At 57.0% G+C, this 25,797-nt stretch carries 10 protein-coding genes; 1 reads left to right on the forward strand and 9 read right to left on the reverse strand.

Features of this window, described 5'->3' with window-relative positions; all coding sequences use genetic code 11:
* From JW937_06285 to JW937_06320, 8 genes are all read right to left on the reverse strand, one after another.
* Window positions 1-830 (reverse strand): exodeoxyribonuclease VII large subunit (locus JW937_06285; protein ID MBN1587017.1); only part of this gene is annotated, 830 nt, incomplete at its 3' end.
* Window positions 831-847: 17 nt separating this feature from the next.
* Window positions 848-1,540 (reverse strand): DNA repair protein RadC, encoded by a 693-nt coding sequence (gene radC / locus JW937_06290; GenBank protein MBN1587018.1) that lies wholly within the window; start codon window positions 1,538-1,540, stop codon window positions 848-850.
* The gene (locus JW937_06295) at window positions 1,521-2,321 is read right to left on the reverse strand and encodes a TIGR00282 family metallophosphoesterase (GenBank protein ID MBN1587019.1); all 801 of its coding nucleotides are present in this window, start codon (window positions 2,319-2,321) and stop codon (window positions 1,521-1,523) included. Before JW937_06295 ends, radC begins: the two co-directional genes overlap by 20 nt.
* A 141-nt stretch (window positions 2,322-2,462) precedes the next feature.
* Entirely contained in the window at window positions 2,463-4,145 is a 1,683-nt protein-coding gene (locus tag JW937_06300; GenBank protein MBN1587020.1) for a glutamine--tRNA ligase/YqeY domain fusion protein, read from the reverse strand.
* Between the two features lie 41 nt (window positions 4,146-4,186).
* Entirely contained in the window at window positions 4,187-4,480 is a 294-nt protein-coding gene (locus tag JW937_06305; protein MBN1587021.1) for a GIY-YIG nuclease family protein, read from the reverse strand.
* 91 nt (window positions 4,481-4,571) lie between these two features.
* Window positions 4,572-6,146 carry a ribonuclease Y gene (gene rny, locus JW937_06310; protein ID MBN1587022.1) on the reverse strand — a complete coding sequence of 525 codons (1,575 nt, stop codon included), beginning with the start codon at window positions 6,144-6,146 and terminating at the stop codon, window positions 4,572-4,574.
* A 41-nt stretch (window positions 6,147-6,187) separates the two neighbouring features.
* Entirely contained in the window at window positions 6,188-6,757 is a 570-nt protein-coding gene (locus tag JW937_06315; GenBank protein MBN1587023.1) for a 5-formyltetrahydrofolate cyclo-ligase, read from the reverse strand.
* A gap of 2 nt (window positions 6,758-6,759) precedes the next feature.
* Complete coding sequence (locus JW937_06320; protein ID MBN1587024.1) at window positions 6,760-7,908, reverse strand: cysteine desulfurase; 1,149 nt, start codon at window positions 7,906-7,908, stop codon at window positions 6,760-6,762.
* A gap of 382 nt (window positions 7,909-8,290) precedes the next feature.
* Between JW937_06320 and JW937_06325 the strand changes: the two genes are divergently transcribed.
* On the forward strand, window positions 8,291-9,430 hold the full coding sequence (locus JW937_06325; GenBank protein MBN1587025.1) for an ATP-binding protein: 1,140 nt from the start codon (window positions 8,291-8,293) through the stop codon (window positions 9,428-9,430).
* Between the two features lie 80 nt (window positions 9,431-9,510).
* Here JW937_06325 and JW937_06330 read toward each other — a convergent pair whose 3' ends face one another.
* On the reverse strand, window positions 9,511-25,743 hold the full coding sequence (locus JW937_06330; GenBank protein ID MBN1587026.1) for an ATP-binding protein: 16,233 nt from the start codon (window positions 25,741-25,743) through the stop codon (window positions 9,511-9,513).
* Window positions 25,744-25,797: the final 54 nt, after the last annotated feature.

The raw sequence follows: 25,797 nt of genomic DNA on the forward strand, positions 1-25,797 counted from the left end.
ACAATCTCAGCCGCAGCCGACGGGGTGGGGGCGCGCACATCCGCCACCATGTCGGCAATGGTCCAATCGATCTCATGCCCCACGGCCGAAATCACAGGCAACTCCGATTCATAAATCGCGCGGGCCACGATCTCCTCGTTAAAGCACCAGAGATCCTCCAGGCTGCCCCCGCCGCGCCCCACAATCAAGACATCGACATTCTTTAGCGCATTCATCACGCGAATCGCCGCGGCAATCTCCGGGGCAGCCTCCTCCCCTTGGACGCGCACCGGCGCAATCAAGACATCCATACCGGGCATACGCCGCGCCAGGACATGGAGAATGTCGCGGATTGCCGCGCCTGTGGGGGAGGTCACCACGCCGATGCGTTTGGGAAGCCACGGAACCGGCTTCTTGTGCTCCGGATCAAAAAGGCCTTCGGCTGCGAGCTTCTTTTTGAGCTGTTCGAAGGCCAGTTGCAGCGCGCCCGCGCCCTTGGGTTCGGCTGTATCCACTTTGAGCTGGTACTTGCCCTGGCGCTCGTACACCGTGACGCTGCCGCGCAAGACCACCTGAAGCCCGTCTTCGAGTTTGAATTTAAGGCGCTGGCTGGCAAATTTGAAGAACACGCACGCGAGTTCCGCGCCTTCATCTTTGAGGGTGAAGTACATATGGCCCGAGGCTGGAGTGCGCAGATTGGAGATCTCGCCCACGACCCAGACGCGCGGGTAGATTTCTTCGAGGAGCTGTTTGACCTGGCGAGTGAGTTCGGAGACCGTGAGCGGACGGCTTTGCTCGGGTTGGGTTTCTTCGAGGGCGTTTTCTTCTGGTATAGGGTCGAATAAATCCATTGGCTTCTACCTTGGTGTCAGGCACCGGTGCCTGGCACCGGTGCCTGGCACCGTGAAGAAAAGACAGATGAGTAGCTCCCCCCGCCGACAATGAGATGATCCAGCACCTCGATGCCCATGAGTTGGCCGGCGGCAATCAAGCGCTCCGTCAGCGCCCGGTCCTCAGGCGAAGCTTCCACATCCCCGCTCGGGTGATTGTGCGCCAAAATCACACTGGCCGCACCAAGCTCCAGGGCAGGCCCGAAGACCTCCCGCGGGTGGACCAGGCTGGCCGTAAGCGTTCCCACTGAAACCGTGTGCCGCTTAAGAAGCCGCTTACGCGCGTCCAAATAGAGCGCCACAAAATGTTCGCGCCTCCGTGTCTGCAGATCAGCCACCAAAACCGCCACTTGCTCCGGCGAAGTAATGGACGCGGCCGGCCGGTCCCGGGCCCGGTGGGCCAACTCAAATGCGGCTTTCAGCTGGCAGGCCCTTGCCGGGCCGATCCCGCGCACCGCCTGCAGTTCCTCAGATGACAACGCAGCCAGCTCATGCAGGCTGCGGCCTTGCAACAAATGGCGCGCCAAGCTCTGCACATTGCGGCCGGCCACGCCCGATCCCAATACCACGGCCAAAAGATCCTCGTCTTTGAGGGCCTGTGTGCCGTGCTTTAACAAGCGCTCGCGCGGGCGGTGGGCCCAAGAGCGCGTTTTAAGTCGATGCGCCTCCATCCAGTGCCTCCTGAATGCGTTCAATGGAACGCACTTTTCCGGTTGCCTCGTCCACGTCCATAATCACACCACAAAGCTTGACGTTTCCTTCGGCAACGGGAAATCGGTTCGGCATCTGTGTCCTGAACTTGGACAACACAGAGTCCACCCGACGGCCGAGCACTGAATCATGAGGGCCGGTCATCCCTAAATCGGTGATGTATCCGGTGCCCCCGGGGAGAATGCGTTCGTCGGCGGTTTGCACGTGCGTATGCGATCCGACAAGCGCGGTAATCAAGCCATCCAAATGCCAGCCGAGCGCGACCTTTTCGCTGGTGGCCTCGGCATGGAAGTCTACCAAGATAATCGGCGTCTGCTCGCGGAGCCGCCGCACTGCGGCCTCCACAGTACGGAAGGGATCATCAAAATGCACATGCATAAACACGCGCCCGCCCGCATTGAGCACACCCACGCGCGTGCCTCCTGGGCCGTCCACCACGACTTCGCCCGAGCCGGGTGCGCCTTCCGGGTAATTCAAAGGCCGCAACAGGCGCCGTTCATACCCCAGGTATTCCACGACATCGCGCTGATCCCAAATATGATCGCCTGAGGTGATGACATCGAGTCCCATGTCAAAAAGTTCCATGGCCGCCTTTGCCGTGATCCCGCTTCCGCCGGCCGCGTTTTCGCCGTTGCCCACGGCAAAATCCACCTTGCCTTCGGCTTTGAGCCGGGGAAGAATATGGCCCACGGCCTTGCGGCCCGGGCTGCCCACAATGTCTCCACACATCAGGATTTTCATTGCAATCCTTGTCATCCCCGCGCAGGCGGGGATCTAGTTTCTTTCAGTTATCCAAGTAGATTCCCGCCTTCGCGGGAATGACAATACTTCAATCCGCATTCGCGGGAATGACAATGGTTACGGCCTCTGGCCTGAAACCCATTAACCCTTTGCCGCGATTTTGGCCCAGGAGTCCTTGAGTGTCACGGTGCGATTGAACACCATCTTTTGATCCGAACTCTTCGGATCCACACAAAAATAACCCATGCGTTCAAACTGAAAACGCGTACCCGGGGCCGCGCCCTGCACACTGGGCTCCACAAAGGCATTTTCCAGGATCTCCAAGGAATCCGGATTAAGCCCGGCCTTCCAATCCACCCCTTCCTCCACTGCGCTGGGGTCTTTCTGCAAAAACAGCCGGTCGTACAAACGCACCTCAGCCGAGACCGCGTGGCCGGCCGAAACCCAGTGCAAAGTACCGCGCACCTTGCGGCCGTCCGGGGCATCACCCCCGCGGGTTAGCGGATCATAGGTGCAGCGCAACTCCACCACCTCTCCGTTCTCATCCTTAATGACTTCCTCACAGGTGATGAAATACGCGTAACGCAAACGCACCTCGCTCCCGGGCGCCAACCGGAACCACTTGCGCGGGGCCTCTTCCATAAAGTCATCGCGCTCCACATACAAGGTGCGGCTAAAAGGCAGCTTACGCGTTCCCATGCTCTCGTCTTCGGGATTATTCACCGCATCCAATTCCTCGACCTGGTCTTCAGGATAATTGGTGAGGACCACCTTGAGCGGTCTCAAAACGCCCAACACACGCGCGGCGCTTTGGTTCAGGTCCTCGCGCACACTGTTTTCCAGCACGCCCACATCAATCATGGAATTGAATTTGGAGAGCCCGATCACCTGGCAAAAGTTGCGGATAGAAGCGGGCGTGAACCCCCGGCGTCTCAATCCCGCAATCGTGGGCATGCGCGGATCATCCCAGCCCTGGACCAAGCCGTCTTCAACCAATTCCAGGAGCCGGCGCTTGCTCATCACGGTATACGTCAGGTTCAGGCGCGCAAACTCGATTTGCTGCGGGTGATGCAATTCGAGCTGATCCAGAAACCAATCATAAAGAGGCCGCCGGATCTCGAATTCCAAAGTACACAAGGAGTGCGTGATCCCCTCTTTGGAGTCCTCCAGGCAATGCGCAAAATCGTACATGGGATAGATGCACCACTCGTCGCCCGTGCGATAGTGATGTTCCCGGCGAATCCGGTACACTACCGGGTCCCGCATATTCATATTGGGCGAAGCCATATCGATCTTGGCGCGCAGGACCTTGGAGCCGTCTTCAAATTCACCCGCGCGCATGCGCCTGAAGAGATCCAGATTTTCCTCCACACTGCGATCGCGATACGGGCTGTTTCGGCCGGCCTGCTTGACCGTGCCGCGGGTGGCCCGGATCTCCTCCAGGGACTGATCGCAGACAAAGGCCGCGCCCTTTTGAATGAGTTTTTCCGCGCACTCGTACATAAACTGAAAATAGTCCGAGGCATAGAACAGGCGGTCGTCCCAGTCATAGCCCAGCCAGCGCACATCATTCTGGATGGACTCGACGTACTCGATCTCTTCCTTGGTAGGATCCGTATCGTCAAAGCGCAGGTTGCAAAGCCCTTGGAACTCCCTGGCCACCTCAAAGCTCAGGCAGATTGCCTTGGCGTGCCCGATGTGCAAGTAGCCGTTGGGCTCCGGAGGGAAGCGCGTGTGCACGCGGCCTCCGTGCTTGCCGGCCTTGACGTCGTCACTGACAATCTGGCGGATAAAATCAAGTTGAGTCATTGGCGTAAATGTCATCCCCGCGCAGGCAAAGATGTCATCCCCGCGCAGGCGGGGATCTAGTTACCCAGGATCTCCGAATAAAGGTCCTTCCAGTCCGGATTTCTGTCTTCAATCAGGCGAATCTTCCACGCCCTGTTCCACTTCTTGATTCGCTTCTCTCGACTGAGGGCGCTGTGGACATCCTCAGTCTCCTCAAAATACACAAGGCGGTGCACACAATATTTCGAAGTGTACCCTTCCAGCAGGTTGTTCCTGTGCTGATACACACTCTTCACGAGGTCATTGGTCACGCCCAAATACAAAGTTCCATTGGCGCGGCTAGCCAAAATGTAGACGTAATAGCTTGCCATGTCAGTTATCCGAGTAGATTCCCGCCTGCGCGGGAATGACAGTGCTTGCGAATTCCATCCTTCGCTTGCGCTCCACAACTCAGGTCCTCATTCACTTGGCATATTCAACGGCCCGGGTCTCGCGGATAATCGTCACCTTGATTTGGCCCGGAAATTCCAAACCATCGCTGATCTTTTTGGACAGCTCGCGTGCCATCAGAGGCATTTCCCGGTCCGAGACCTTGTGCGGTTCCACAATCACCCGGACCTCCCGGCCCGCCTGGATCGCATAGGCCTTGCCCACTCCCTTAAAAGTATCGGCGATCTTTTCAAGATTTTCCAATCGCTTCACATAACTTTCAAAGACTTCACGCCGCGCTCCGGGACGCGCCCCGCTGATGGCATCCGCAGCCTGAGCCAAAACCGACATCACGCTGCGCTGCTCCACTTCGCCGTGGTGAGCCTCCACTCCGTGACAAACTTCCTCGCTCTCGCCGTACTTGCGCACAAGCTGGCCGCCGATCACCGCGTGCGGGCCTTCCACATTATGGCTCACGGCCTTGCCCACATCGTGCAACAAACCAATCCGCCGCGCCAGCCAAAAATCCAGGCCCAGCTCTGAAGCCATTACCCCCATCAAAAAGGCGCACTCCTTGAGATGCTCCAAAACATTTTGGCCGTAACTGGTGCGGAAGCGCAGCCGGCCCAGGAGTTTGATGAGTTCCGGATGCAAACCCTGAACCCCCACCTCCATCACGGCTTTCTCCCCTTCCTCCCAAATGATACGGTCCATCTCCTGTTTAGTTTTGGTCACGACCTCTTCGATGCGCGCCGGGTGAATACGGCCGTCGGTAATCAGAGTTTCCAGAGAACGCCGCGCTATTTCACGGCGCACGCCGTCAAAGGCCGAAAGCGTCACTGCCCCGGGGGTGTCGTCGATGATTACATCCACGCCCGTGATCATTTCCAGCGCGCGGATATTGCGGCCCTCGCGCCCGATAATCCGGCCCTTCATGTCGTCCGAAGGTAACGGCACCACACACACGGTGCTTTCCATGGTCTGCTCTGCGGCGCAGCGCTGAATAGCCTCGGCCACGATCTTGCGTGCCTTGTGATCGGCGGCCATGCGCGTCTCTTCCTCAATTTGCTTGACCCTGACTCCTGCCTCATGCCGCAGTTCAAGCTCCAATTTGGATAGGAGCAGCCGGCGGCCTTCCTCGGCGCCCATTCCGGAAACCCGCTGCAAGAGGCGCTTTTCTTCCTCGATCAGGGACTGCAGTTCTTCTTCGTGCTCATGCAATTCCTTTTCGCGGGTTTTGATCCCCTGCTCCAGCGCCTGGATGGACAGATCCTTCTTCTCCACCACCTCGAGTTTACGTTCCAGGTTTTCCTCGCGCTGCACCAGGCGCTGTTGCTGCTCGCTCAGCTCCTGCCGCCGCGTTTGGGTTTGCTTCTCAAATTCGGTTTGCATATTGAGAAGGCGGTCTTTGGAATCCAACTCCAGTTGGGTCCTGCGGTCTTCGATCTCTTGATCAGCAATCTGCACCCGGCGACTGGCTTCGGCCTCCGCACTCCCAATGCGGCGTTCTCCGATTCTCTTGCGCGCTCCATAGCCCAAGAAAATACCAATCACTGCGGCGGGCACAGCTGCTGCTAATAGCCATACGATGGAAATGGGGGTGGACACGGGTCGACCTCCCTGTTCTTAGCTGATATTGGATTTCGGTCTTAAGCCCAAAGGACGTCCGTGAGAGAGATATCAGTGGGTTCTGAGGGAATGGAATCCACCCGCTGCTGCGCAAAGGCCAACCCGATCATCGGGGTGCCCTCTGACAGGCCCGCAAGAAAACGGTCATAATAGCCACCCCCATGGCCCAGACGCCGGTGCCCGGCGTCAAAGCCCACACAGGGAACAAACACCAACTCGATGGCACCGACCTCCACCTTCGGGGCAAAAGCCTGCGGCTCCATAATCCCAAAGGCCCCGCGAACCAAATGCATCTCATCCCCAGGCCGGATCAGCCTGGGTTCAATTGTCTTCTCTCTAACAGATGTCACAGGTACTGCCACCTGCTTGCCCGCTGCCCAGGCCGCTTGAATGATGGGCCAGGTATCGACTTCTTCCGGCAACGGCAAGTACATCATCAACAATGCGGCAGATATAAACGCTTTCGAAAAAGTCGCAGCCTGAGCAATGGATTCGCTACGGTGCCACTTCTCTTCCGCACTCAATTCCCGAACCCGGGCTTTGATTTCCTGCCGCAGGTGTTTCTTAATGGATTCGGGTTCAAGGTTCATGGTTAAGCCAGAATAGCCCGCAGCTTTTTGACCACCGCAGGCAAAACTTCCAAAATCCGTTCCACGTCCGCACCGGTGTCCGTGCGGCCCAGAGAAATCCGGATTGAGCTGTTGGCGCGCTCGCGCGGCATGCCCGTGGCCATCAAGGCGTGCGAGGGATCCACCGCGCCCGAGCTGCAGGCCGCGCCCGTGGAGACTGCCACGCCTTCCAAATCCAGATGCACGACCAGCGCCTCGCCCTCGACTCCGTCGAAACTCACATTCAGAGTATTACACAAACGCTCCCTGGGGTGGCCGTTAAGATGGGCGCCCTCGATACGCTCCTGGATCCCCTTCCAAAGCCGGTCCGTAAGGACACGCAGCCGGGGTGTTTCCGTGGCAAGCTCCCTGAGCGCCAGCTCCGCGGCTTTGCCCATGCCCACAATGCCGGGCACATTTTCCGTGCCCGCGCGCAGGCCGCGCTCATGCGTGCCCCCGTGAATGAGCGGCACCGGTATCGTGCCCTTTTCCAAATACAAAAGGCCCGCGCCCTTGGGCCCGTAAAACTTGTGCGAGGAAATGGACAAGGCCTGCACCTTCACTTCCTCTATATTAAGCGGCAGTTTGCCCACAGCTTGGACCGCGTCCGTGTGCAGGGGCACGCCCGCCTCATTGGCAAGGGCCGCGATCTCAGGCATGGGCTCCACGGTGCCCAGCTCATTATTGGCCCACATGATGGAAATGAGAATAGTGTCCGGCCGGATGGCGGCCTTGAGGTCCTGCGGGTCGAGCCGGCCCGTGGCGTCCACCGGAAGGAACGTAACCTCAAAGCCCTGGGTGGCAAGCCACTTACAGGGATTCAGGACTGCGCTGTGCTCCACAGTCGAGCTGATGATATGGCGGCCCTTGTCCTGCCGGGCCCAGGCCAGGCCTTTGACAGCGAGGTTATTGGACTCGCTGGCGCCGCTGGTAAAGAGAATCTGCCCGGGTTTACAACCCAAAAGGGCGGCACACTGCGCCCGCGCCTTTTCCACAGCAGCGCGGGCGTGTTGCCCGAACTGATGCAGGGACAAGGCGTTACCGAAATTTTCAGCAAAAAAAGGCGACATCGCCGCCGCCACTTCGGGGTGGACCGGCGTGGTCGCGTTGTGATCCGCGTATACCAGGTGCATGACAGTTGTCATTCTATCCGAGGGTGGGAGGAGGGGCAAGGGCTGATCAAACCAGCGGGGACGGATTTCCCAGGATTCTCAGTGGGAGGTGTCTGGCACTGGAGTCCCTGCAGAAGGATGCTTCACTGCCAGTGCCTGAGACCTGGGACTAGGGGACGGTTCTCACGTAACTTGCTGCAGTACAGCGGGATGGCGAGAACCGTCCCTGACTGGAGAGCAGAGTCCCATGCAAGGTTGGATAGGGCCGTTGGATAGGGCCCTTGAAAATATGCAGATTTGCAGTATACTTGCAAATATACAAACAGGAGGAAGGGCTATTCTCTACCTGAAACGAACCATCGAGCCTCTGCTAAAGGAGGCGGCACAGCAATTCCCGGCACTAATGGTCACCGGGCCCCGCCAATCCGGGAAGACCACGCTTCTCAAGCACCTGTTTTCGAAAAGCCACAATTATGTCACGCTTGACGACCCGGAGGCACAGCTGGAGGCCAGAGAAGATCCGAAGCTCTTTCTCAAGAACAATCCCCCGCCGCTAATCATTGATGAAATCCAATACGCTCCCGGGTTGCTTCCCTTCTTGAAGGTCCACATTGACGAGCACCGCTCAAACCGCGGCGACTTTCTATTGACCGGCTCCCAAGTCTTTCCGCTTATGGCCGGAGTCAGCGAATCCTTGGCAGGGCGAATCGCCCTTTTTTCCCTCCTCTCTTTTTCCCTTCAAGAGGAATTCCGGAATCAATCCGATCTCCAATTGGGTCAACTCAAGAAACGAATTCTGCGGGGTGGATATCCGGAGCTGGTTGTCCAAGAAAAGATGAATTCCAAACTCTGGCACACAGGATACCTCCAGACCTATCTTGAGAGAGACGTTCGCCAACTCAAGAAGATCGGAGATCTCACTGATTTTCAGCGCTTTCTGCGTCTCTTGGCCGCATTCAACGGCCAGGTTTTGAATCTATCCGCCCTTTCCCGGGATCTGGGCGTGGCCGTCAACACAATAAAGAACTGGGTCTCCATCCTCGAAGCCAGTCATCAGGTTACGCTGGTGCAGCCTTACTACCGAAACAAGGGAAAGCGCATTATCAAGAGCCCCAAAATCTATTTCTCGGACACAGGCTTTGTGTGCTATCTCAACGGGATCACCTCTGTTGAGCAAGTGTTCAAAGGCCCTCAGGCAGGTCCTCTGCTTGAGACGCTGGTGCTCAATGAGATTGTTCGGGATTTTCACGGGCGGGGTGAGATCCCCCAAGTCTACTGGTGGAGAACCTCGGCAGGAGAGGAAGTCGACTTTGTGGTGGAAGTTGCCGGGGCGCTTATTCCCATTGAAGTGAAGCTGGCAGCCAAACAAAACCACGGCATGATTAAGGGAATGACAGCGTTCAGCCGCTTGTTTGAAAACGAGGTGAAGGCAGGCTACCTTGTCAATCTTTCGGACAAACCTCATGCGCTCGCCGAAAACATTGTGGCCTTGCCTATTTTTGAGATGGCCCGGCGATCCCTTCTCGATACGTCAACCGCATAAGTGGGGACGGACCTCGGAAGTTCTCAGGGGACATATCTCCGAAGGAGATGTGTCCCCTGTGTCCTTGGAACCGTCCCTGGTTAGAGGGCGGAAGTCAAGTCCACGGTGGCAAAGGCGGCGTCGGTGAGGGTGCCTGTGGCATCCGGCAATGGCGTCGCAGCTGCTGCGTGCCAGTCATCGAGCGTCTTCTCGCCATTGAGAACCTGCCGCGCCAGGGCAATGCGGGCGTTAACGGCCCGCACAACGGGTTCAACAAATTTTCTCAATTCCTCATGCTCCCCGCTGAGGGGCTCCACAGTCCAAGCTGGATGCCATTCGCGCTCCAAAGAGTCCATTAAAAGTCTTGCCTTGACCGGATCCGCTGTCCTAACAATCTCAGTGAGAGATCTCTCCACATCACGGGGTAATTCCAAACCCAGCAAACGCGAAGCAGCCGCTTTTCCCAATCCACCGGATAGCCGGGGCCGCAGCCCGGGAATGTTAATGGCCGACGGAATTCCTTCGAAACGCAGCATTTCTCTCAGGAGTTCATCCAAAACCGCCAATGCGTCTGAATCATTGGCGAGCACAATTTTGATGACCCGCACAGCCTTACGCTCCCGTGATGAATCCGTCATCCACACAGAATCATAGTGAGAGAAAGCCAGTCGCGTGGTCTCCGCTCTAGCACTAAAGTCACTGGCATCAGAGTACTCAACCAGAACTTGCATGGACTCTCCATCTGCGCGGTCCAGGGTTACTCCCGATTCCAGAAGCGATTCAAAAAGCTGTCTCTGCGAAGACCCCTCATCCCAACGCAAACGCACCGCATTCAAGAGAGCCTGCTTCCTTTCCTTAATTTCACGGGGGTTTATTTGAGTGCCCGTGCGCATCTCAGCCACCAGGGCATCAGCAAAGGCCTGCGCCGGATCCTCATCCCTCATAAAATTCTCTATCAGAACCCGGGGCCGGATCCCAAGCTCTTCGCACTTTTCAAGCATTGACTGCAATCTTGTTGCGCGATCGCCAAGAAACATATGAATTCCGCTCATGTAGAGGGGTCCCGAAGCATCCACTGCCAATGCAGCGATCCTTTCCTCAAGTCCGGAAATCTTTTGAAAAACTTCCCCGGATACTTGGATTTCGAGCTCTTGCCTGGCAAATTCAGCATAAGTCATAGGTAACATCCCGGCATTCTTGGCGCGGTGGAATACCGCTTCCACAAGATCCATAAGCACTTCCAGCCCTACGGGTTTGCCTTGAACAGGAAAATAACCCGTAAATCTTGTTCCGGATCCGGCACCCCCTTCATGACTGTCCACATGCAAATGCCCGCCGGACGCGGTTACTAATTCATGAATGCTATGCAATCCCCTTCCAGTGCCCTTTGCAGTCTCTTGATTCTCCGGCGCCCTCCACCCCAGCGGGAAAAACCTCAACTCATCAAGGCTCTTTTGCGCAAGCCCCGGACCTTGATCTTTCACACTGACCGCAACCACTGGACGAAACTCCAGCGCATTACTTTCACACAAGAGCCCGTCTAAATCGGCCTGACCGGCGTCCACTTGCCGCAAGCGCAGAACAACCGACCCCCTCCCCAGCTTCTGTTGTATTTCTTTGTAGTCGAGCACCCAAGGCACTCTCACACCTTCCACCGATTGGGGAGAAATAGAAACCGGATCTCCCCGACTCAGGACCTGCTCCGTGCCGCCCTCCACATAAACAAGCTCTGCCTGAACCACAACTGCTGCGCTCCCCCTATTGGTGATCCGGCGCTCAATCGCCAGTTCAGCATCAGAAACCCCGCCCCGCAGCATTTTTGCTTCCCAGGGACCCCGGGCCAATCCTTCAGAGGGAACCGAAATACGGTCATCGACCGTTGCACCCAAAAGAACTAACGGCAGAATGGCATTGTCCAAACTCACGTCCACATTCTTCGGATCTCCCGGGCCAGTGGAACTCCCATACTTCCAGGCATTGGTCAGGAACTCCCACACAGTTTCCCTGGCAATAAAAGGCAGACTCGGTCCTTGAACATTCAGAGTATTTCCGCCATCCACGATTTGATAACTGAACGATGGAGATCCAAACTGACGGGTGGCCTGATTTACTAAGTCATGCGTCAGTTGCCGGACATCCACCCCCTCTGCAAGCTGAGCCAACTCCCCTCCTTGCGCAAGATCCCTAAGGAGCTGCAACTGAGGCGCCACTTGGGTTTGCCAATATCCTTGTCCGGCCCCCGGAGCGAAGGAATATGCACTGCGGGTGTCCCGGAGTGGATCCAAAAATTCCCGGGCTTCCTTATTTAGAGCATCCGAAGGGATAGCCTGCTCGAACTCATCGATGAGTTCGTAAATTTCTTCATAGCGCGCATCCATGGCTTGAGCAGCCATTGCAGCCCGTTCCAGCACAAGGTAAAGCATTCGATTGCGATACTGCGCGGCATCTTTGGAATAACCCGGCTGCCACCGGGCCGCATCCACTAAATGCGCAGCGACAACCAGAAATTCACCGGGGCTAAGTTCCGGCAACTGGATCCGGACCCCAGCCAAACTCAGCATAAACTCGTGCAATTCATTCTCATGAGTCTCAGCAGCAGCGGCCGCGGTTTCCGGCATCAACCCCGCCTGCACAGCCCAATTTCGAAGACCTTTATGAGAAGCCCGCCCCTCTCCAATACCCTCATTGATCAGAGGCGATAAGAAATACGGGTCAACTGCAAGGCCCTGGATCCAACCCTCCATTTGCCCAGTCACAAAAGTACTGAAACCAAATAGAGCAGCCTGTTCTGCCGAAGCCAAGCGGTGCGCCAAGCGCTCCAAAAGGCGCCCATCCAGAACATCTCCATTTGGATACTGTCCTTTTAATTCGCTTATCAGCTCTTGGGCAAACGGCTCTTGCCGCAATTCCTCCAGACGGCTTCCAAGTGTCTGAATCCACTTAACCTCCTGAACCTCATGATAGAGGGCTTCCAACCGGAGCGCAGGATCGCGGCGTGCGCTATTGAGAACAACAACGCGGCTAGACGATCCACTTAGCGGATCACGGAGAAGCCCTTCGTAGGCAGGCGGCCCGTCTTCTCCCAGATCGGTAATATAAACAGGCAGACTCTGCAGCCCTTCCTCCAACTGATCCAAAGCGGCTGATCTCTTTTCAGCTGGAATCGCATGCGAGCCCTGATCGAGGAGTTTCCGCAACTCCTCCTGCGCGATGGGCGCTGCCCCGGAAAGGAGGCTGTTTAAGTCATATGTCCGCAACTCTTGCTGGTTCCACACTCCGATATCCTTGAGCGCGCCGCCTTCAGAAGAAGCAGCCAGGTTTAAACGGCCCCCAGAATGGCTCAGCCATCTTTGCTCTTGCCACAAGACAACACCGTCTGGACCCTTTATCTCGACTGTGATTGCAAGCGCCCCTTGTGACGCAGCCTGCAGAAGGCTGGAAATATCCAGAAGCAGATTCCCGTTTTCGATTAGGGTGCCTCTCGGCGCATTTCCCTGCCGGAATCTGAGATCTCCAGCAGGCCATTGCATTCTTATCCTGCGCGTGGGGATGCTTATCACAACCTGCGCGTCTTGAGGCAAGATACGTGCCCAAAACTCGGCATTGGCAATTTGCAGATAAGGGGTTTGGCCTGCGTACAGGCTTAAAAGACCGGGCGCATAGCGCCCAGACACATGGATAAGTTGACCCAGGCTCAATCCGCCGGCTTTTATCACAAGCCCAATAGCTTGGATATGATGATGCTGCAGCAGATACTCCACGAGAGCCAATCCGAGCTGCTCGTCATTCAATGAAGTTTCTGCTCCAATTGCACGCGCCAAGCCTGCGCGCGGGTTGAGTAATGGATTATCAAGATACCTTGCGAATTCAGCTTGCTTATTTGTTTCAACCTCAAGAATCTTTCCGAGAATTACCACGGCATTCTCCCTAACCGCAACCACCTTGCCCAACACTTGTGCCGGACTGAGCCCCCCGCCCTGGCCGTCGCCGGTGAGAATGCCAAGAAGCCGCTCTCCGGCAAGTTGAGGGGATCTCTGATGCGCAGGTATTTGCAGAGACTCATACAGAGAATCCAACCATCTTGAAGAGCTCGGCGGATTATCAAGAACTTCTTCAATATGTTCGATCAATGCATAGGCAACATGCAAAGAGGTTTTTCCGTACGGCAGAGACAGCTGTTTTTGTCTCAACAAATAATCCACGATTGCGTTTAAACCAGCGGCTTGGATGTCGGAGGTAACCGCCGCTTCGCGCTCCGATGCAAAACCAAGCAGCGAAGGCACGCCCGCTAAAACATCTGCAAACCCAATCCGGTTCTGTTGCGAGGCTGCTAAATAGGCTCGGTCAAGGCGCTTTGCCCAAGATTGCGGCGCCTCGGCACTGGGAGGCTCCTCAGCAAGCGGTGGATCGGTTTTCAACCGCTCATGGACTGTTCGCAATATACCTCCAAAACTCTCTTCTCCTAATCCTAAAGAATCAAGCAATGCTGCCCTAAATGCTCTTGCCTCAACGGACAGATTGCCGCCTTCTGATTCCATGCTGTCACGTATCCCGATGTAGCACACAACAAGAAGAGCCAAACCTTGCCGCTTGGCCGCAAGGTCCCCACCCTCCATAACCGGGAGTCTCAAATCCCTCATCGTGGGCCCGAGGCTCCTGAAAGCTGAGTCCACCGCTTGATCGCCATCAGAATGGTAGCTTGTGTACTCTGAGCCCCGAACCAGTGAAACCAACCGATAAAGCACATCAGGGGAAGTGAGCGCCTCGCAAAGCGCTTCGGAGTGGGCACCCCCATCAACTGCTGTTTGCCAAGAGACAACTTGTTCAAGGCCCCAAACTTGGTGAAGCTCAATGGCTGCGCGGCTCAAGTCATCCCAATACTTCAGACTCCCACCCCCGCCCTGGCCGTCGATTTGCAGCCTCACAGACTTCGTTGCCAGGATTGTGCGAGACGATGGAGTCGAATTGCGATTCGACAGCACCCTCAGCGAAGCGGTCTCATAATTGGGTGGATTGCCCGCTTTGAAGGGCAGAAGAATATTGCAGGTGTTGTTTGGAGCCTCCTCCAAAACCACCCGACTTAACAGCGACTCCTGCAAGACGTCGACTCCACCCAATACCACCGGGTAATCAGAATCGGAAACCAACTGCAAAGCTACCGCTCCAGACTGGATTTCATCCCCCAAGGCCCTCGGAAGGCCACCGAGACGTATGTAGTAAGTGTATGCTGCAAATGCTGTTCCCGGGCCTATACCTGTATTCCCTTCTTCTGCAACCCAGTCCGGCAATTCACTCACTTGCCGCAGGGTTAATTCTCCGGAACAGGAAGCCAACGCCGTCTCCCATGAAACCTCTCCGCCCCCGCCCTGGCCGTCGGTAAGCCACGCTTGAATGGACTTGGTGAGCGATTCCATACTCTCAAAGTCCAGGCGAGGAGATCCCGGCTTCTGCGAAAAAACAGCTTTGAGACCTGGGAGAAGAATGTCCTGGGCCAGGCCTACCCAGAAGTATTCAGGATCATTTATATTTGCAGCGCCTGAGAGAGCCCCCAGTTTCTCCAGTTCATGCATCATTGCCAAAGGAACTCGGTCTTTCGGTGACTCACCAATTGGCTGATAAGAAAATACCGAAGCCGTCTCTATCAGAATATCTGCATCTGAGATCCCAGATGTCGACCCTATTTCGCCCATAAAATAATCATGCCAGACTCTTAAGCTTGCAGGGTCTGTCAAGGCCTGTCTCAGGGCCAATAACTGCGGGGAGTCTGGAGCCGCTTGCGCTATTTCTCTCAAAAGAAGCGGCAGCGATAACGACGGAGTCGTCCGGGCAGCGCTGGCCTGGATTCCTAGGGAGCGCCCAGGCATTCTCACGGGCACTTCACCGGACAGCGCCGACACTTCTTGCTCCCCGCTCAGAACCCCGGAAAGGACAACACAGGCCTGCTCGGGACTTCCGTGGATATTTTGTACATTGCACAGATGGTGCACAGCTGTAATCAAACTGTCATAGCTGATCAGATAACCCACGCCGCCATCGGATCGAAGGCTGTCGCTCAGCCGTCCAATTTGGGCAAGCAACCCTTTGGTCACGGCCCGTTTGAGAACTGCCTCATTGTGCAGGTTCTGTGTGCCTATTGCGCCAGGCCGAAGCAAACCCTCCGCTTCCATCCTGTAGCAAGCCCAAGACAGTACATCCGGATTCACCTCTGCATTTTCCAAAAAGACATCAATAAAGTCTGGAATGTCAATGGGTTGCCTGTTCTGCTGTGGCATTTGACGGATTGTGCGGTTGTACTTGTGGATACGTGCAGTCATGTCCCGGACCCACGGAACCAGAATGGCCGGGGACACAAGTTTTTCCGTGAGCTGGGCCTGCAAGTCCTCCGAAGCCCACTCATACTGGGCTCTTAAAAGCGCCTCACCGGCCCACGTGTCCATCTCCCGTGTAAAGGCTTCATTGGCTTCAGGCCCGAAGATCTCGTCTTGGATTCCGTAGAGCAGCGCGCGGCCTCGAACACCGAGATTCCAGTTAAATGTAATCAAACCCTCTTCCGATGCAGTCAGCCGGCGAACACACTCAGCCTCCAACGCATTGAGAAAGTCTGGAAGATTGCGGGCGCGTTCCATCCCTTCATTAGTATCATGAGCATCCCGCACATCCTGTCCCACCCCGCGCCAGCGCGTGTGGTTGGTAACTGCATCAGGCATGTCTTGCGGACGGTCATTGGGGTTGACTGCGCCGTAGAGTTCCAGCGCTTCATGGAAAGGCCCTATGCCGCTGGGATGGAAGGCAGCTTGCGGGGTGAGGGAAACCGGGTTGTCGAGGGCGGGAACAGGCTGACTTGCGGTTAATTCCCAGAAACCGCGCGCATTTCCGTTGTCTTCAATGAGCTGAATCTCGCGGCCGCTTGCGTTAAAGCCACGGATATAGTCCGCCAATTCACGCGAGATCACCCCATCCGTGTGGAGTTTGCTTATCCGGAGCGATTCCATTGTACCCAAAATGCCTTGCCCCAACTGCACCGTCTGGGCTCTCCCCTGGCTGTCCACCACATCTCGAACTCGAATCGGGGAGGAAGCCGCCCCGGGCCCATCCCGGAGTTCGGCTCCGTCCGCGTCCAGCAGCGTGTATTCATTGGACACTCCCGTGGATTGCCGCTGCACTCCGCCCCGGTCGTAGAGCCCACCCTCAGGATCATAGCTTTTGCCCATGAACGCGCTCGAGGGACCCGAATTCGGGGGGGGATAGCGGTCTGCTCCGGCTCCAGCTGCTTTGGGATCAAAACCATCCTGGTAGGGGTCTTGATAACCCCGTCTTTCATTCTCCCGGATATAGATATTCCGCATCGCAGCGTAAGAGAATTGTGGGTAATCCCTCCAATGGGCGTATATATCGAGAAATGTCGCGTAGGGATCTAGCGGATCGTCCCCGTGCAATCGCAGGACCTCGGCCCAAATCCGGAGTTCTTCGGTGAAGGCTTCGTTGGCTTCAGGGCCGAAGATTTCGTCCTGGATGCCATACAGGAGTTCGCGGCCGGTTTTGCCACGGGCTGCGTTGTATCGAATGAGAGCCTTTTCCGCATCGGTCAGAGTGCGGGTGCTACCGTCGGCTTTTTCGATTGGATTTTGACTCAATGCGGTTTCCAATGCGGCAACAAGATCTTCTGCGCTCAAAGACGACCAGGCCGGGGCATTCTGGTCAAAGAGATTGCGCAGGTCCTTGCCCGCGCCACGACCGAGGGTGTGGGGATTGAGGCCTTCCGGTAAGTTTACGTCCCGGAAATACCCTTCAATGAGGAACTCGTGGAAAAAGGCAATGGGGTGGGTTGCGAGGCGTTTGGATATCCAAACAATCCCATCTTCATCCACAAAACCCCGGATATTCTCGTTGTCCTGGATGAGGTGCACTTGGGCCCCGGACTGGCGAATTATGCCAAGAAATTCCCGCACACGGGTGGCGGCTTCCGGCCCGATATCTTGGAACTGTCTTTCAAGCTCAGCCAACGGCTGCTCAAGCTGCCTAGCCAGCTCATCCGCTTGGCGCTGCGTCAACTTATCTGTCTGGTCCTCGGTAACTCTGGCTTGGATTCGCTCATTCATACCTGGCTTCCGCACCCACAACGGGTCCCATGTTTCCGCGTCCTTCAAATACCCGTTCTCGTCAACACTCACCCGCCCGGTGTGGAGGGTTTGAGAATCAACTGACGCATAAATCTTGCCCATGGCTGCGGTGGCAAGGCCAGATGCTAGCTTTTGTTCCCTATTTACGGCCGCAACGAGAATTTCCTGAACTTTGGCTTCATGGGCCTGGATTGCGCGGGCCGCCTTTGCCCCCAAATAACGGCGGTAGGCCTTGTGATGGAAACCGCGGGAACCCTTAAGGTACTCCTCGATGAGTTCGTTTCGACCGTCAACGTCTTGTAACGCAGCGCTGACTTCAGAAGAAGCCATGCTCTTTTTCCCTTTGTTCCCCTCGGCCAGCACGCGCTCCCCAGCGCCCAGCACATGGGCCAGATGCCTTTCGTCCTCTTCAATTTTCCGTAAGAGATTGGTGGCATGATCAAAGTCCGGGGCCTTAAACCAACTGCCCGCAAGCACGCGCATGGCGAATCCTGCGAAGAGACCGGCGATTCCCCTCAGGTTTGCATCGTGAAGCGCAGTCACCGCATTCCAGCGCGCAAGCTTGAGCTTGCGGCCCAGGGAAAGATGGCCGTTTAAGATCCGGAAACGGTGTTGCGCAAAACGCTCCCGCCAATAGATCTCCCGAAGGTCCTGGTAGGCAGCCGCGGATTGAACAGCGGGTTGATCGTCATATCGGGTGTTGATCGCCAGGACCCATTGAGGCTGGGTCTGACCCTGCAACTGGACTTGCATATAGGCTGCCGGGGGCCCCTTTTCCCCTCGGTTGCCCAGATCCGCTCGATAGATCGGCACCTGCCTGAAGTTGTAATAGCGGCGCGGGCTGAAGCGCAGCCAAACCCGAGCAGCCCCTACAAAAACTGCCGCAGCAACCAGACTCAGGCCCACAGCACCCACAATGGTGGTAGCCAAAGGCACGGACACAGCCACTCCAAAGGCCACAAAACCCACTCCAAAAACGGCGAGTCCCTGATAAAGGCGCGCATCTCTCAACAACTTTCCTTCGTAGGGCCGCACTAGATTTTCGAAGAGGCTCCCTGCCGCGCCCCGCAAGAGCCCCCAGAGCGTGGTGCCGCGGCCGTTGACGCGGTCAACGGCCGAGCTAATGCCGCTCCCGGCCCGGCGGCCCATAGCGCGAAATACAGGCCTGAAGACTCGCCTCAATCCCATCACCACAACCGGCACAACCAAAACCACCCCTGCAGCAGCAACACCCATAGCCGCGCCCGCTGCCAGACCCGCGCCCGCGCTCAGGGCAATCCCCAAGCCGGCGATTCCCGCAACAGGCACCCCAAGGATCACCGCGCTGCGCGCAGGATGCCGCAGCACCAGACGAGCCAAGCCCAGGGCCAGATGAACCAAGAAAGGCGAGACCAGCACGAGCGGCACGGCGACGACTGCAAGAGAAAGTCCTCCCGCACTCAAGGCCGCGGCCCCGACCGCCAGACCCGCGGCAAACCCAAGGGAGCCTAAACGCACGGGCCGGGACAAAATTAGACGCACAATCCTGCGCACAACCCGCACCGGAACCAAAAGTGTTTGAACAGCCTTGATGCCTGCAAGGGACTTGGCGCGCTCGGAAAGCCACTGCCTGAATGGCTTCAATGCTGCGTCAATTTCTGCTCGAGCCGCGGCCCACTCGGCCCGGGCTTCGCGTGCTGCCCCTGCGGTGGCCTGCCTTTCCCGCGCAAAATCTTGGCTAATAGCGGCCCTCCCTGCAGCCCATTGCTCGCCAACTTTCACTTCCGGCACCTCGATCTCTCCCAAACGGGAAGCGATTACAGGCGCAAAGATCCGGGAAAGACCCAGTACCATCAAACCTACACTCAAGGCAGGAGCCAGTTGAATCCCAGCGACCAGCGCCACGCCTGCGGCCAGAGCCGCCCCCGCAGCCACGAACACCCGCCGCTGGGTCACCCAGGCATGGAATCCCGCAAGTCCGGATGCCTGAGCGCGTTCAAGGGCCGGGGCCGTGCTGGACTTTACACGCCCCACTGCAGCCATTCCAGTCTGGTGTTCTTCCTCCGGGGAAGCCGGCCCTTGATCCCAACGGCGCCTGGCCACACCCGCGTAATACGCCAAAAAGCCCGCGGAAATATCCAACGGTGACACAAGGAACGCGGCCAGTCTCGAGAGCGGGCTGGGTCTTGTGGCCCTTTGGATATGCTTTGCAATCAGTCCGGTGCGGGGTGTGTTCTTGCTCAAAATCGGGGCAAAAAGTTCTTGTGTGTCTTCCCCGGTCAGCGGGCTGGCAGAATTCAATTGTGCCTGTAAATTCGCCGGCAGTTCAGAGTCTTCCACCCCGCGCACAGACATTAACTTGGCCGTATCCCAACGGATCGGAGTTGCGTCCTGCGCAGGTTCGGGCCACAACCAGTCCACATTGGCCACCAAGGCATAGGCCAAATTGCGGAGTTGGTCTTGATTGATCGCGCTTCCCCATTTGCGCGTTGAAGAATCCCAGGTCAGCAAGGTGCCGACGGACGCAGCGGCGGAATTTACATACAGAACCTGGTCTTCCCCCTCTTGAGCCAAAAGAACATGGACGGGTTTTCTCTCCGAGTTGAAGCCGCTCTCCTCAAAAAACCGGATTGCCCGGACAGAGGCCAAACCCGCTGACACTCTCCCAACTGCAATTGCTGCTTGGGAATTGCGGCCCAAAGTATCGGCTATCTCGTTAAAGACCTTCTCCAGTTCTGCACAGATTGGATCCCCTTGCGATAGCGCATAACCCGGAGACGGTTTCACCTTTGCCTTGCCTCTGGCAGGATCCTTGGCGTCTGCGGGGTACAAAGACCACCCTCCAGGACTGCTGAGTGGGCGCACAGCCCCTTTCCCAGGCAGGGAAACAGGCCCCACGTACGGATGAAAGGCTTTTGATTGGGCGCCTTGTGCTTTTCCATGCCACATCAAACCGCCATTCTGCATCGCTCCTATACCGTTTGCCACTCGTCCCTGTCGTTCCTGGGCATCGCTTGCGGCTTTAGCTTGTTGAACAGGATCCTCTCCCGCAGCCCAGATGCGCGCGCCCGTGGTGGCGGAGTTCCACGCCTTCCAAGACCGCACCACATCGTCTTTGCCCACCAATCGCGCCATTGCGGCAAAAGCAGTTGGAGAGCCGGCATAGGAGAGAACGGCTACAGCGTGCTTCAGCCGTGTGCCGAGAACGCCCTCTGCCGCCACCTCTTGAGCCCGGCCGCTGAGGACTGCCCGCACCACCGCAAAAGGATGGGATCGCATCAAGCTCCGGACGATTTTCCGTGTCACATCATCTGGGGGTGCATTGCTCATCCGGCTCCGAATCAAATTCTCACGGCGATTCCACTCCTCTTGCCCCACGGAAGCTTTGAGGACCTCTCCCAAGACTTTAGGATCGCGGCTGATTTGATCCCAGTGAAGACCAACGGCCAAAGGCATGCCCGCCAGTTCGGCAATCGCGGCAACCGCCTCCGCATCCAGCGAAGTCCCGTAACCCGAGGCCAGAGCCTCCAGAATCATTTGATGCGAGGCCAGGGCTGACCGCAAGTCAGTGGTCCCGGGATTCAACATTTGTTGGCGCAGGTTGAGCATCAAACCGGTTTCCTTGAGCCCGTCCAGGGCTTGCTTGCGCAAACTTTCCGGCAAACCGCTACTTCCCAAAATACGCGCCAGATGACGGACTTCCGGATTCGGCCCGGTTGCATCCAGGAAACTGGGGACTATTTCAGTGTGGGGGTTTATATTTAATCGACTTCCAAGCGAACTCAAAACCGGAACTCCCTGCTGCGCCGGGGCCAAGGCCGGGTCGGTCCATTGATTGTTCAGGACTCGGTGGACAGCAAGTTGGGTGGCGGCTTCAGCCGCATCACCGATCATCCGGGCCTTCTCATGCCCCTGCATTTTCAAATCATTCAGGTTGTCGGAGCCTATCAGACCGCGCAAATCAGACAGCGGGATTGTGTCCCCGGTCATTCTGCCGCGAATCTCCTCCGCCATGGGAATCCCTCCCGGCGGCCCCTGCACCGGAACACCAAAAAGGCTGTCATAATCCCGGAAACGGATCTGCTCCAGGGTAAAGCGCTCTTTGCGCAGGAGAGAGCCCGCAGCCCAGATAGACACGGGAATCCAGGACAGATCGCCCCTCTTATCCATGACATCTTGCCAAGCCACTTCGCCCGCCACCACGCCGCAGAGCCATGCCATCTTGCTTTCCATGCTGGCCGCGGCGTTGCCGCGTTTGCCCAATTCAGCGTCCCATCCCAGGAACACGCGGTACAGTGCCTCGTTGCGATTTTTCTCGCCGTTCATCTTGCGCTGCATGGCCCGCGCGATTTGCGGGTAGCGCTCCCAGTCCCGGAGCTGCTTGCGGCGGTACGCGCCCAAACCAAACTGCGCGTACAAGTCCGCGTCTGCCAAAACTCCGGCCGCCTCTTCAACGCTTTGCCAATCCTCGGACACCGCAGCAAACTGAAGGCGTCCTGGATCGCTGCGCAGGGTGCGCAGCCAGTGCTGGCGCCGGCCTTCCCTATATAGGGCTTCTGCGATTAATTCAGTCTGGCCTTCATAGGCCTTATTGAGCACAATCACATCCTGGCTTGTGACCGGATCCTTGCCTATGAAGAGAGGGCCACCCTTGAGCCCGTTCGGATGCGTGCCCCAATGCACGGCAGGCGCCTTTTGGTATCCCTTGTCCACCAGGGCAAAGGTGCTAAAGCCAAGGGCGGAAATTCCAAAGCAAAGGGCGATGACCCCCACCGGAGCCAGTAGGATGCCCGCGCCCACGGCTCCTGCAGTCCACAGAGTTTTTCCGGCCCCTGCCCAATCCTTGGTGATAAGCTGGACGGCAAAGGTGATTCCAAACACCATCACTCCCAAGGCAGTCAAGAGAGCTAATGCCAAACTCGCCGATACAGCAACCAGGAATCCTGAAGCCACTAAGGCCGTCCCCACCAGTAAAGCCGTCCCGGTGCGCAGACCCAAACGCCCCAGAACTGAACTGACGCGGCGCAAGCCGGGGCGCAACCGCCAGCCCTGGGCCTGGGGCCAAAGGCCCTCCTGAAATTCAGAGAACACTGAAGACTCTGATTTCACCATGGGATGATCCAAGAAAAGGTCTTGGATCTCTTGCTGAGACCTTGCCAGAGATTCTGCCGCCGCATCCGGGACTGCGGAAAAATCGCCCCAGACCACTCTTTGAGGCCCGCCCAGGCGGCGCTCCTCCGCCTCGATCCACAACTGTTCCAACTTGGCTGGCGGAGGGTTCTCACCGTGAAGCACGGAGGCCAGGGTTTGAATCGCAGGCATTCGAAGCGGCTTGTCTTCATGCCTACCTTCAGGCGTAATATTCACTTCAAAGGTGGCCAGGAGTTCCAAGGTTTCTATGATTTCCGCGCGGGCCTGGGGGGCATTCTTGGGACGCAACTCGCTTAACGTCACCCCTCCCGGTGAGGTCGTGGCATGCGAATCCAGCGCCATCGCGAGGCTACCCAATAACTCCACACTCTTTTCGCGAATCGTTTGACTTTCCTCCGGCGCCAGCTTGCCGCCCGCTGATTTCATCTGGATGTCGCGAAGGACGCGGACCAGAAGAAGGACAGGGTCGGCCTGCGCAGCTTTATCCGCTGTCCGCAGCTCTGTATCGGAGGAATAGTTCCGAATGAGCTGCACGGCTTGTATTGCCAAGACCTCAAGCGCGCTGAAGGCCTGCTCACGCAGCTCCTGTGAAGGCAATTGCTCGTGTTGCCCCGGCTCGCCGTTGATCAAATGGCCCAGGATTTGGATTTCTTGGGCAAGGGATTGCCACGAGCTCGGAGGATGCTGCCGGACAAAGTTTGCGTAAGCCCGAACTGCCGGGGCGGCAAGGGCCGGCGGGCCCTGGAGACAGTGTTGCAGGAAAGCACGGGCTGCCTCTGGGTTGCCGATTTCCGTGCCTTGCCCCAAGTTCCAATCCAGATACCAAGCACTGGCAATTTGATCCTCGAGTGAAGCGGATAACAAATTCTGTATGGGTGTCCATGGCCTCTTCGCTAGGACAGATGCCCAGACCTTCTGATTCGAATTTTCGTAACGCAATAGCTCTTGATCTTCTATGCGGCCCAGCATTGCCTGAGCCACGGCATGGTGCAGGCTGCGGTCTTCCTGAAGCAACCAAGCCAAGTCCTCAGTGTTTCCCTCACGGTGGCCTTGGGCCAAGCGCTCCCACTCATGCAACGTGTATGCAGACACACCAAAGTCCCGGGTATGAACTTCCGCGCCAAGCCGGTGAGCCCAAAGTTCGACCCATTCATCCCCCTGAAGAGCAAGCTCCTGTTCCAGACGCTCTAGGTTGGCTTTGAGTCTGGTGACCTCAGGACTTTGCAGCGCTTGAGCTCCGGCTTGTTCCAGCCGGGTGCTGAGTTCCTTTTGGTGAGCCCGGGCAAGGCCTTTGATTTTTCTCCGCCTGAGCCACGCCCCGGGACTCCGCCCGCCCAATCGCGCAACCCAGGCAAGCTCCGCCAATTCGCGGTGAATGGCTTCGGCTTGTTCAGCCTCGGAACGGCTGGCGTTCACCACAATTACGGACTTGCCGCCCACCATCCCGTGATACGCCAATTCCTCTCCGCTGACCAAAGGCACTTGGTAAACCGGCACTGCGCTTTGATCTTCCCCCACACCCCATGCCCTTGCCTCCCGGCGCAAACCATCCAAGCCCGGAAGTTGAAGCGCCAGCGGTGCGGCCACGGCCAAAATTCCCAAGCCGATCAAAACTGCCGGAGCTGCGGCAGGAGCCGCCAGCAAGGCCATTGCCACACCCAAGCCCGCGACAGCCAGGCCTAACACCGGTGCCTGAGATCGCAGATAGGAGCTGAGGGACCAGCGAGTTCTATAATCTTCACCGATTTGCGTATCTGGATATTGCCTTTGAGCTGCCTCAATGCGTTGCTTCTCGTTGTAGCGGTGAGCGCGCCACAAATTGCCTCCGCGAATGATCACATAGCCCAGCAATCCGACCGGAGCCGCCAACGCCGCTACAGGCAACACAGCCGGAGCAAAGACAACGGCCAGGCCGGCTGCCGCTGCCAAGACTCCGACTCCGCCGATGCCCCATCGCAAACGCATGATCTGCATTCCCATGCGACGCACACCGCCCGCAAATCCGCGGGCTGTTCCCCCAGGCCACAGATTCTGATTGATGCGCTTCTGAATGCGCTGCACGCGAGGGTCTTTGGGATCTGCGGAAGGCAAGGGAAGATTCTGAAGTAAGGTTTGGACTTGGCCGCGCGAAAGAAGTGTTGCGTCATCCCGCGCCAGCGTGTCTGCCAAATCAATAGGTTTAAACTGATCCGATGGGCCCATGCTTTTTTGGGCATAGGCGGAAACGGCTGCTGGGGCGTCTGCCGATGCAGCTCCAGGCTGATCATCAAATGCAGCTTGGGCCGTTAATACAGTCCGGAAAGCCAGTGCTTGCTCAAGACCGTTAACTAAAGCCCCAGCAAGCTCCAGTGCAGGCTTTTCCGGTAAATCATTAAACACCCTTTTTAATTCCTCCGGCAGGCCTCTATAATCATCGGTTTTTTGCCACTCATTGAGGGCTTCTTGCCACACGGCTTGGCTGATCTGAGCACTGATATGGTGCTCTCTAAAAAAGCGGTCCAAATACTGTTCTTGAATCGAGACTTCTCTTGTGAAAAACTTTCCAGCGGTAACATAATTCAGTTCCTGATCACCCTGATACCGAATAACCGAAGGCCTATTTTCACTTATTTCCCGCACCAAATTTGCCAGGAAACTCGATATCTCAGGTTGAACCATGAGGCCCCACATTCGAACTTCAGCTTTTTCATCAAACAAATTCTTTGCTCTGAGTATCTCGAAGAAGCGCAGATAATCGTCTTTGTGCGAAGGACCAAACCAGGAGCGCGCCACTTGCCAGGCTGCCTCATCCTCTGTTTTCTGCGCTGCGGCTGCAAGCATGGCAAAGGAATAGCTGAGTTCCGGTTCTACAGAGCCTACTAGATTGGATTCTCGGAGGACCTGACGGAGCCTGGCAGCAAAGGGAGCGCTGACGGCGAGCTCGTGGGTCACAGATTGCTTCGCCTGCGGCTCGCAATGACGAGCCAGGGGTCGCAATGACTCGATGGGCGCGGCGACACTCAGGTCCACGCTCGTAAACACAAAGACCTGCGCCATGACCACAGCGATCAACCGAAACCAAAGTTTTTGGGTGAGTTTGCTCATGAAGTCCTAGCTCAGCTTCAGGGACAGGTCTCGCCTACTCTTACTCCGCCAACC

The organism is Candidatus Omnitrophota bacterium, from assembly GCA_016929445.1.
Taxonomy (GTDB): Bacteria; Omnitrophota; Gorgyraeia; order JAFGIU01; family JAFGIU01; genus JAFGIU01.

Coding starts and splice junctions, on each gene's coding strand:
- JW937_06295 (MBN1587019.1), bottom strand. CDS start 2,321: ATGAAAATCCTGATGTGTGGAGACATTGTGGGCAGCCCGGGCCGCAAG.
- JW937_06305 (MBN1587021.1), bottom strand. CDS start 4,480: ATGGCAAGCTATTACGTCTACATTTTGGCTAGCCGCGCCAATGGAACT.
- JW937_06320 (MBN1587024.1), bottom strand. CDS start 7,908: ATGCACCTGGTATACGCGGATCACAACGCGACCACGCCGGTCCACCCC.
- JW937_06300 (MBN1587020.1), bottom strand. CDS start 4,145: ATGACATTTACGCCAATGACTCAACTTGATTTTATCCGCCAGATTGTC.
- radC (MBN1587018.1), bottom strand. CDS start 1,540: ATGGAGGCGCATCGACTTAAAACGCGCTCTTGGGCCCACCGCCCGCGC.
- JW937_06325 (MBN1587025.1), top strand. CDS start 8,291: ATGGTCACCGGGCCCCGCCAATCCGGGAAGACCACGCTTCTCAAGCAC.
- JW937_06330 (MBN1587026.1), bottom strand. CDS start 25,743: ATGAGCAAACTCACCCAAAAACTTTGGTTTCGGTTGATCGCTGTGGTC.
- JW937_06315 (MBN1587023.1), bottom strand. CDS start 6,757: ATGAACCTTGAACCCGAATCCATTAAGAAACACCTGCGGCAGGAAATC.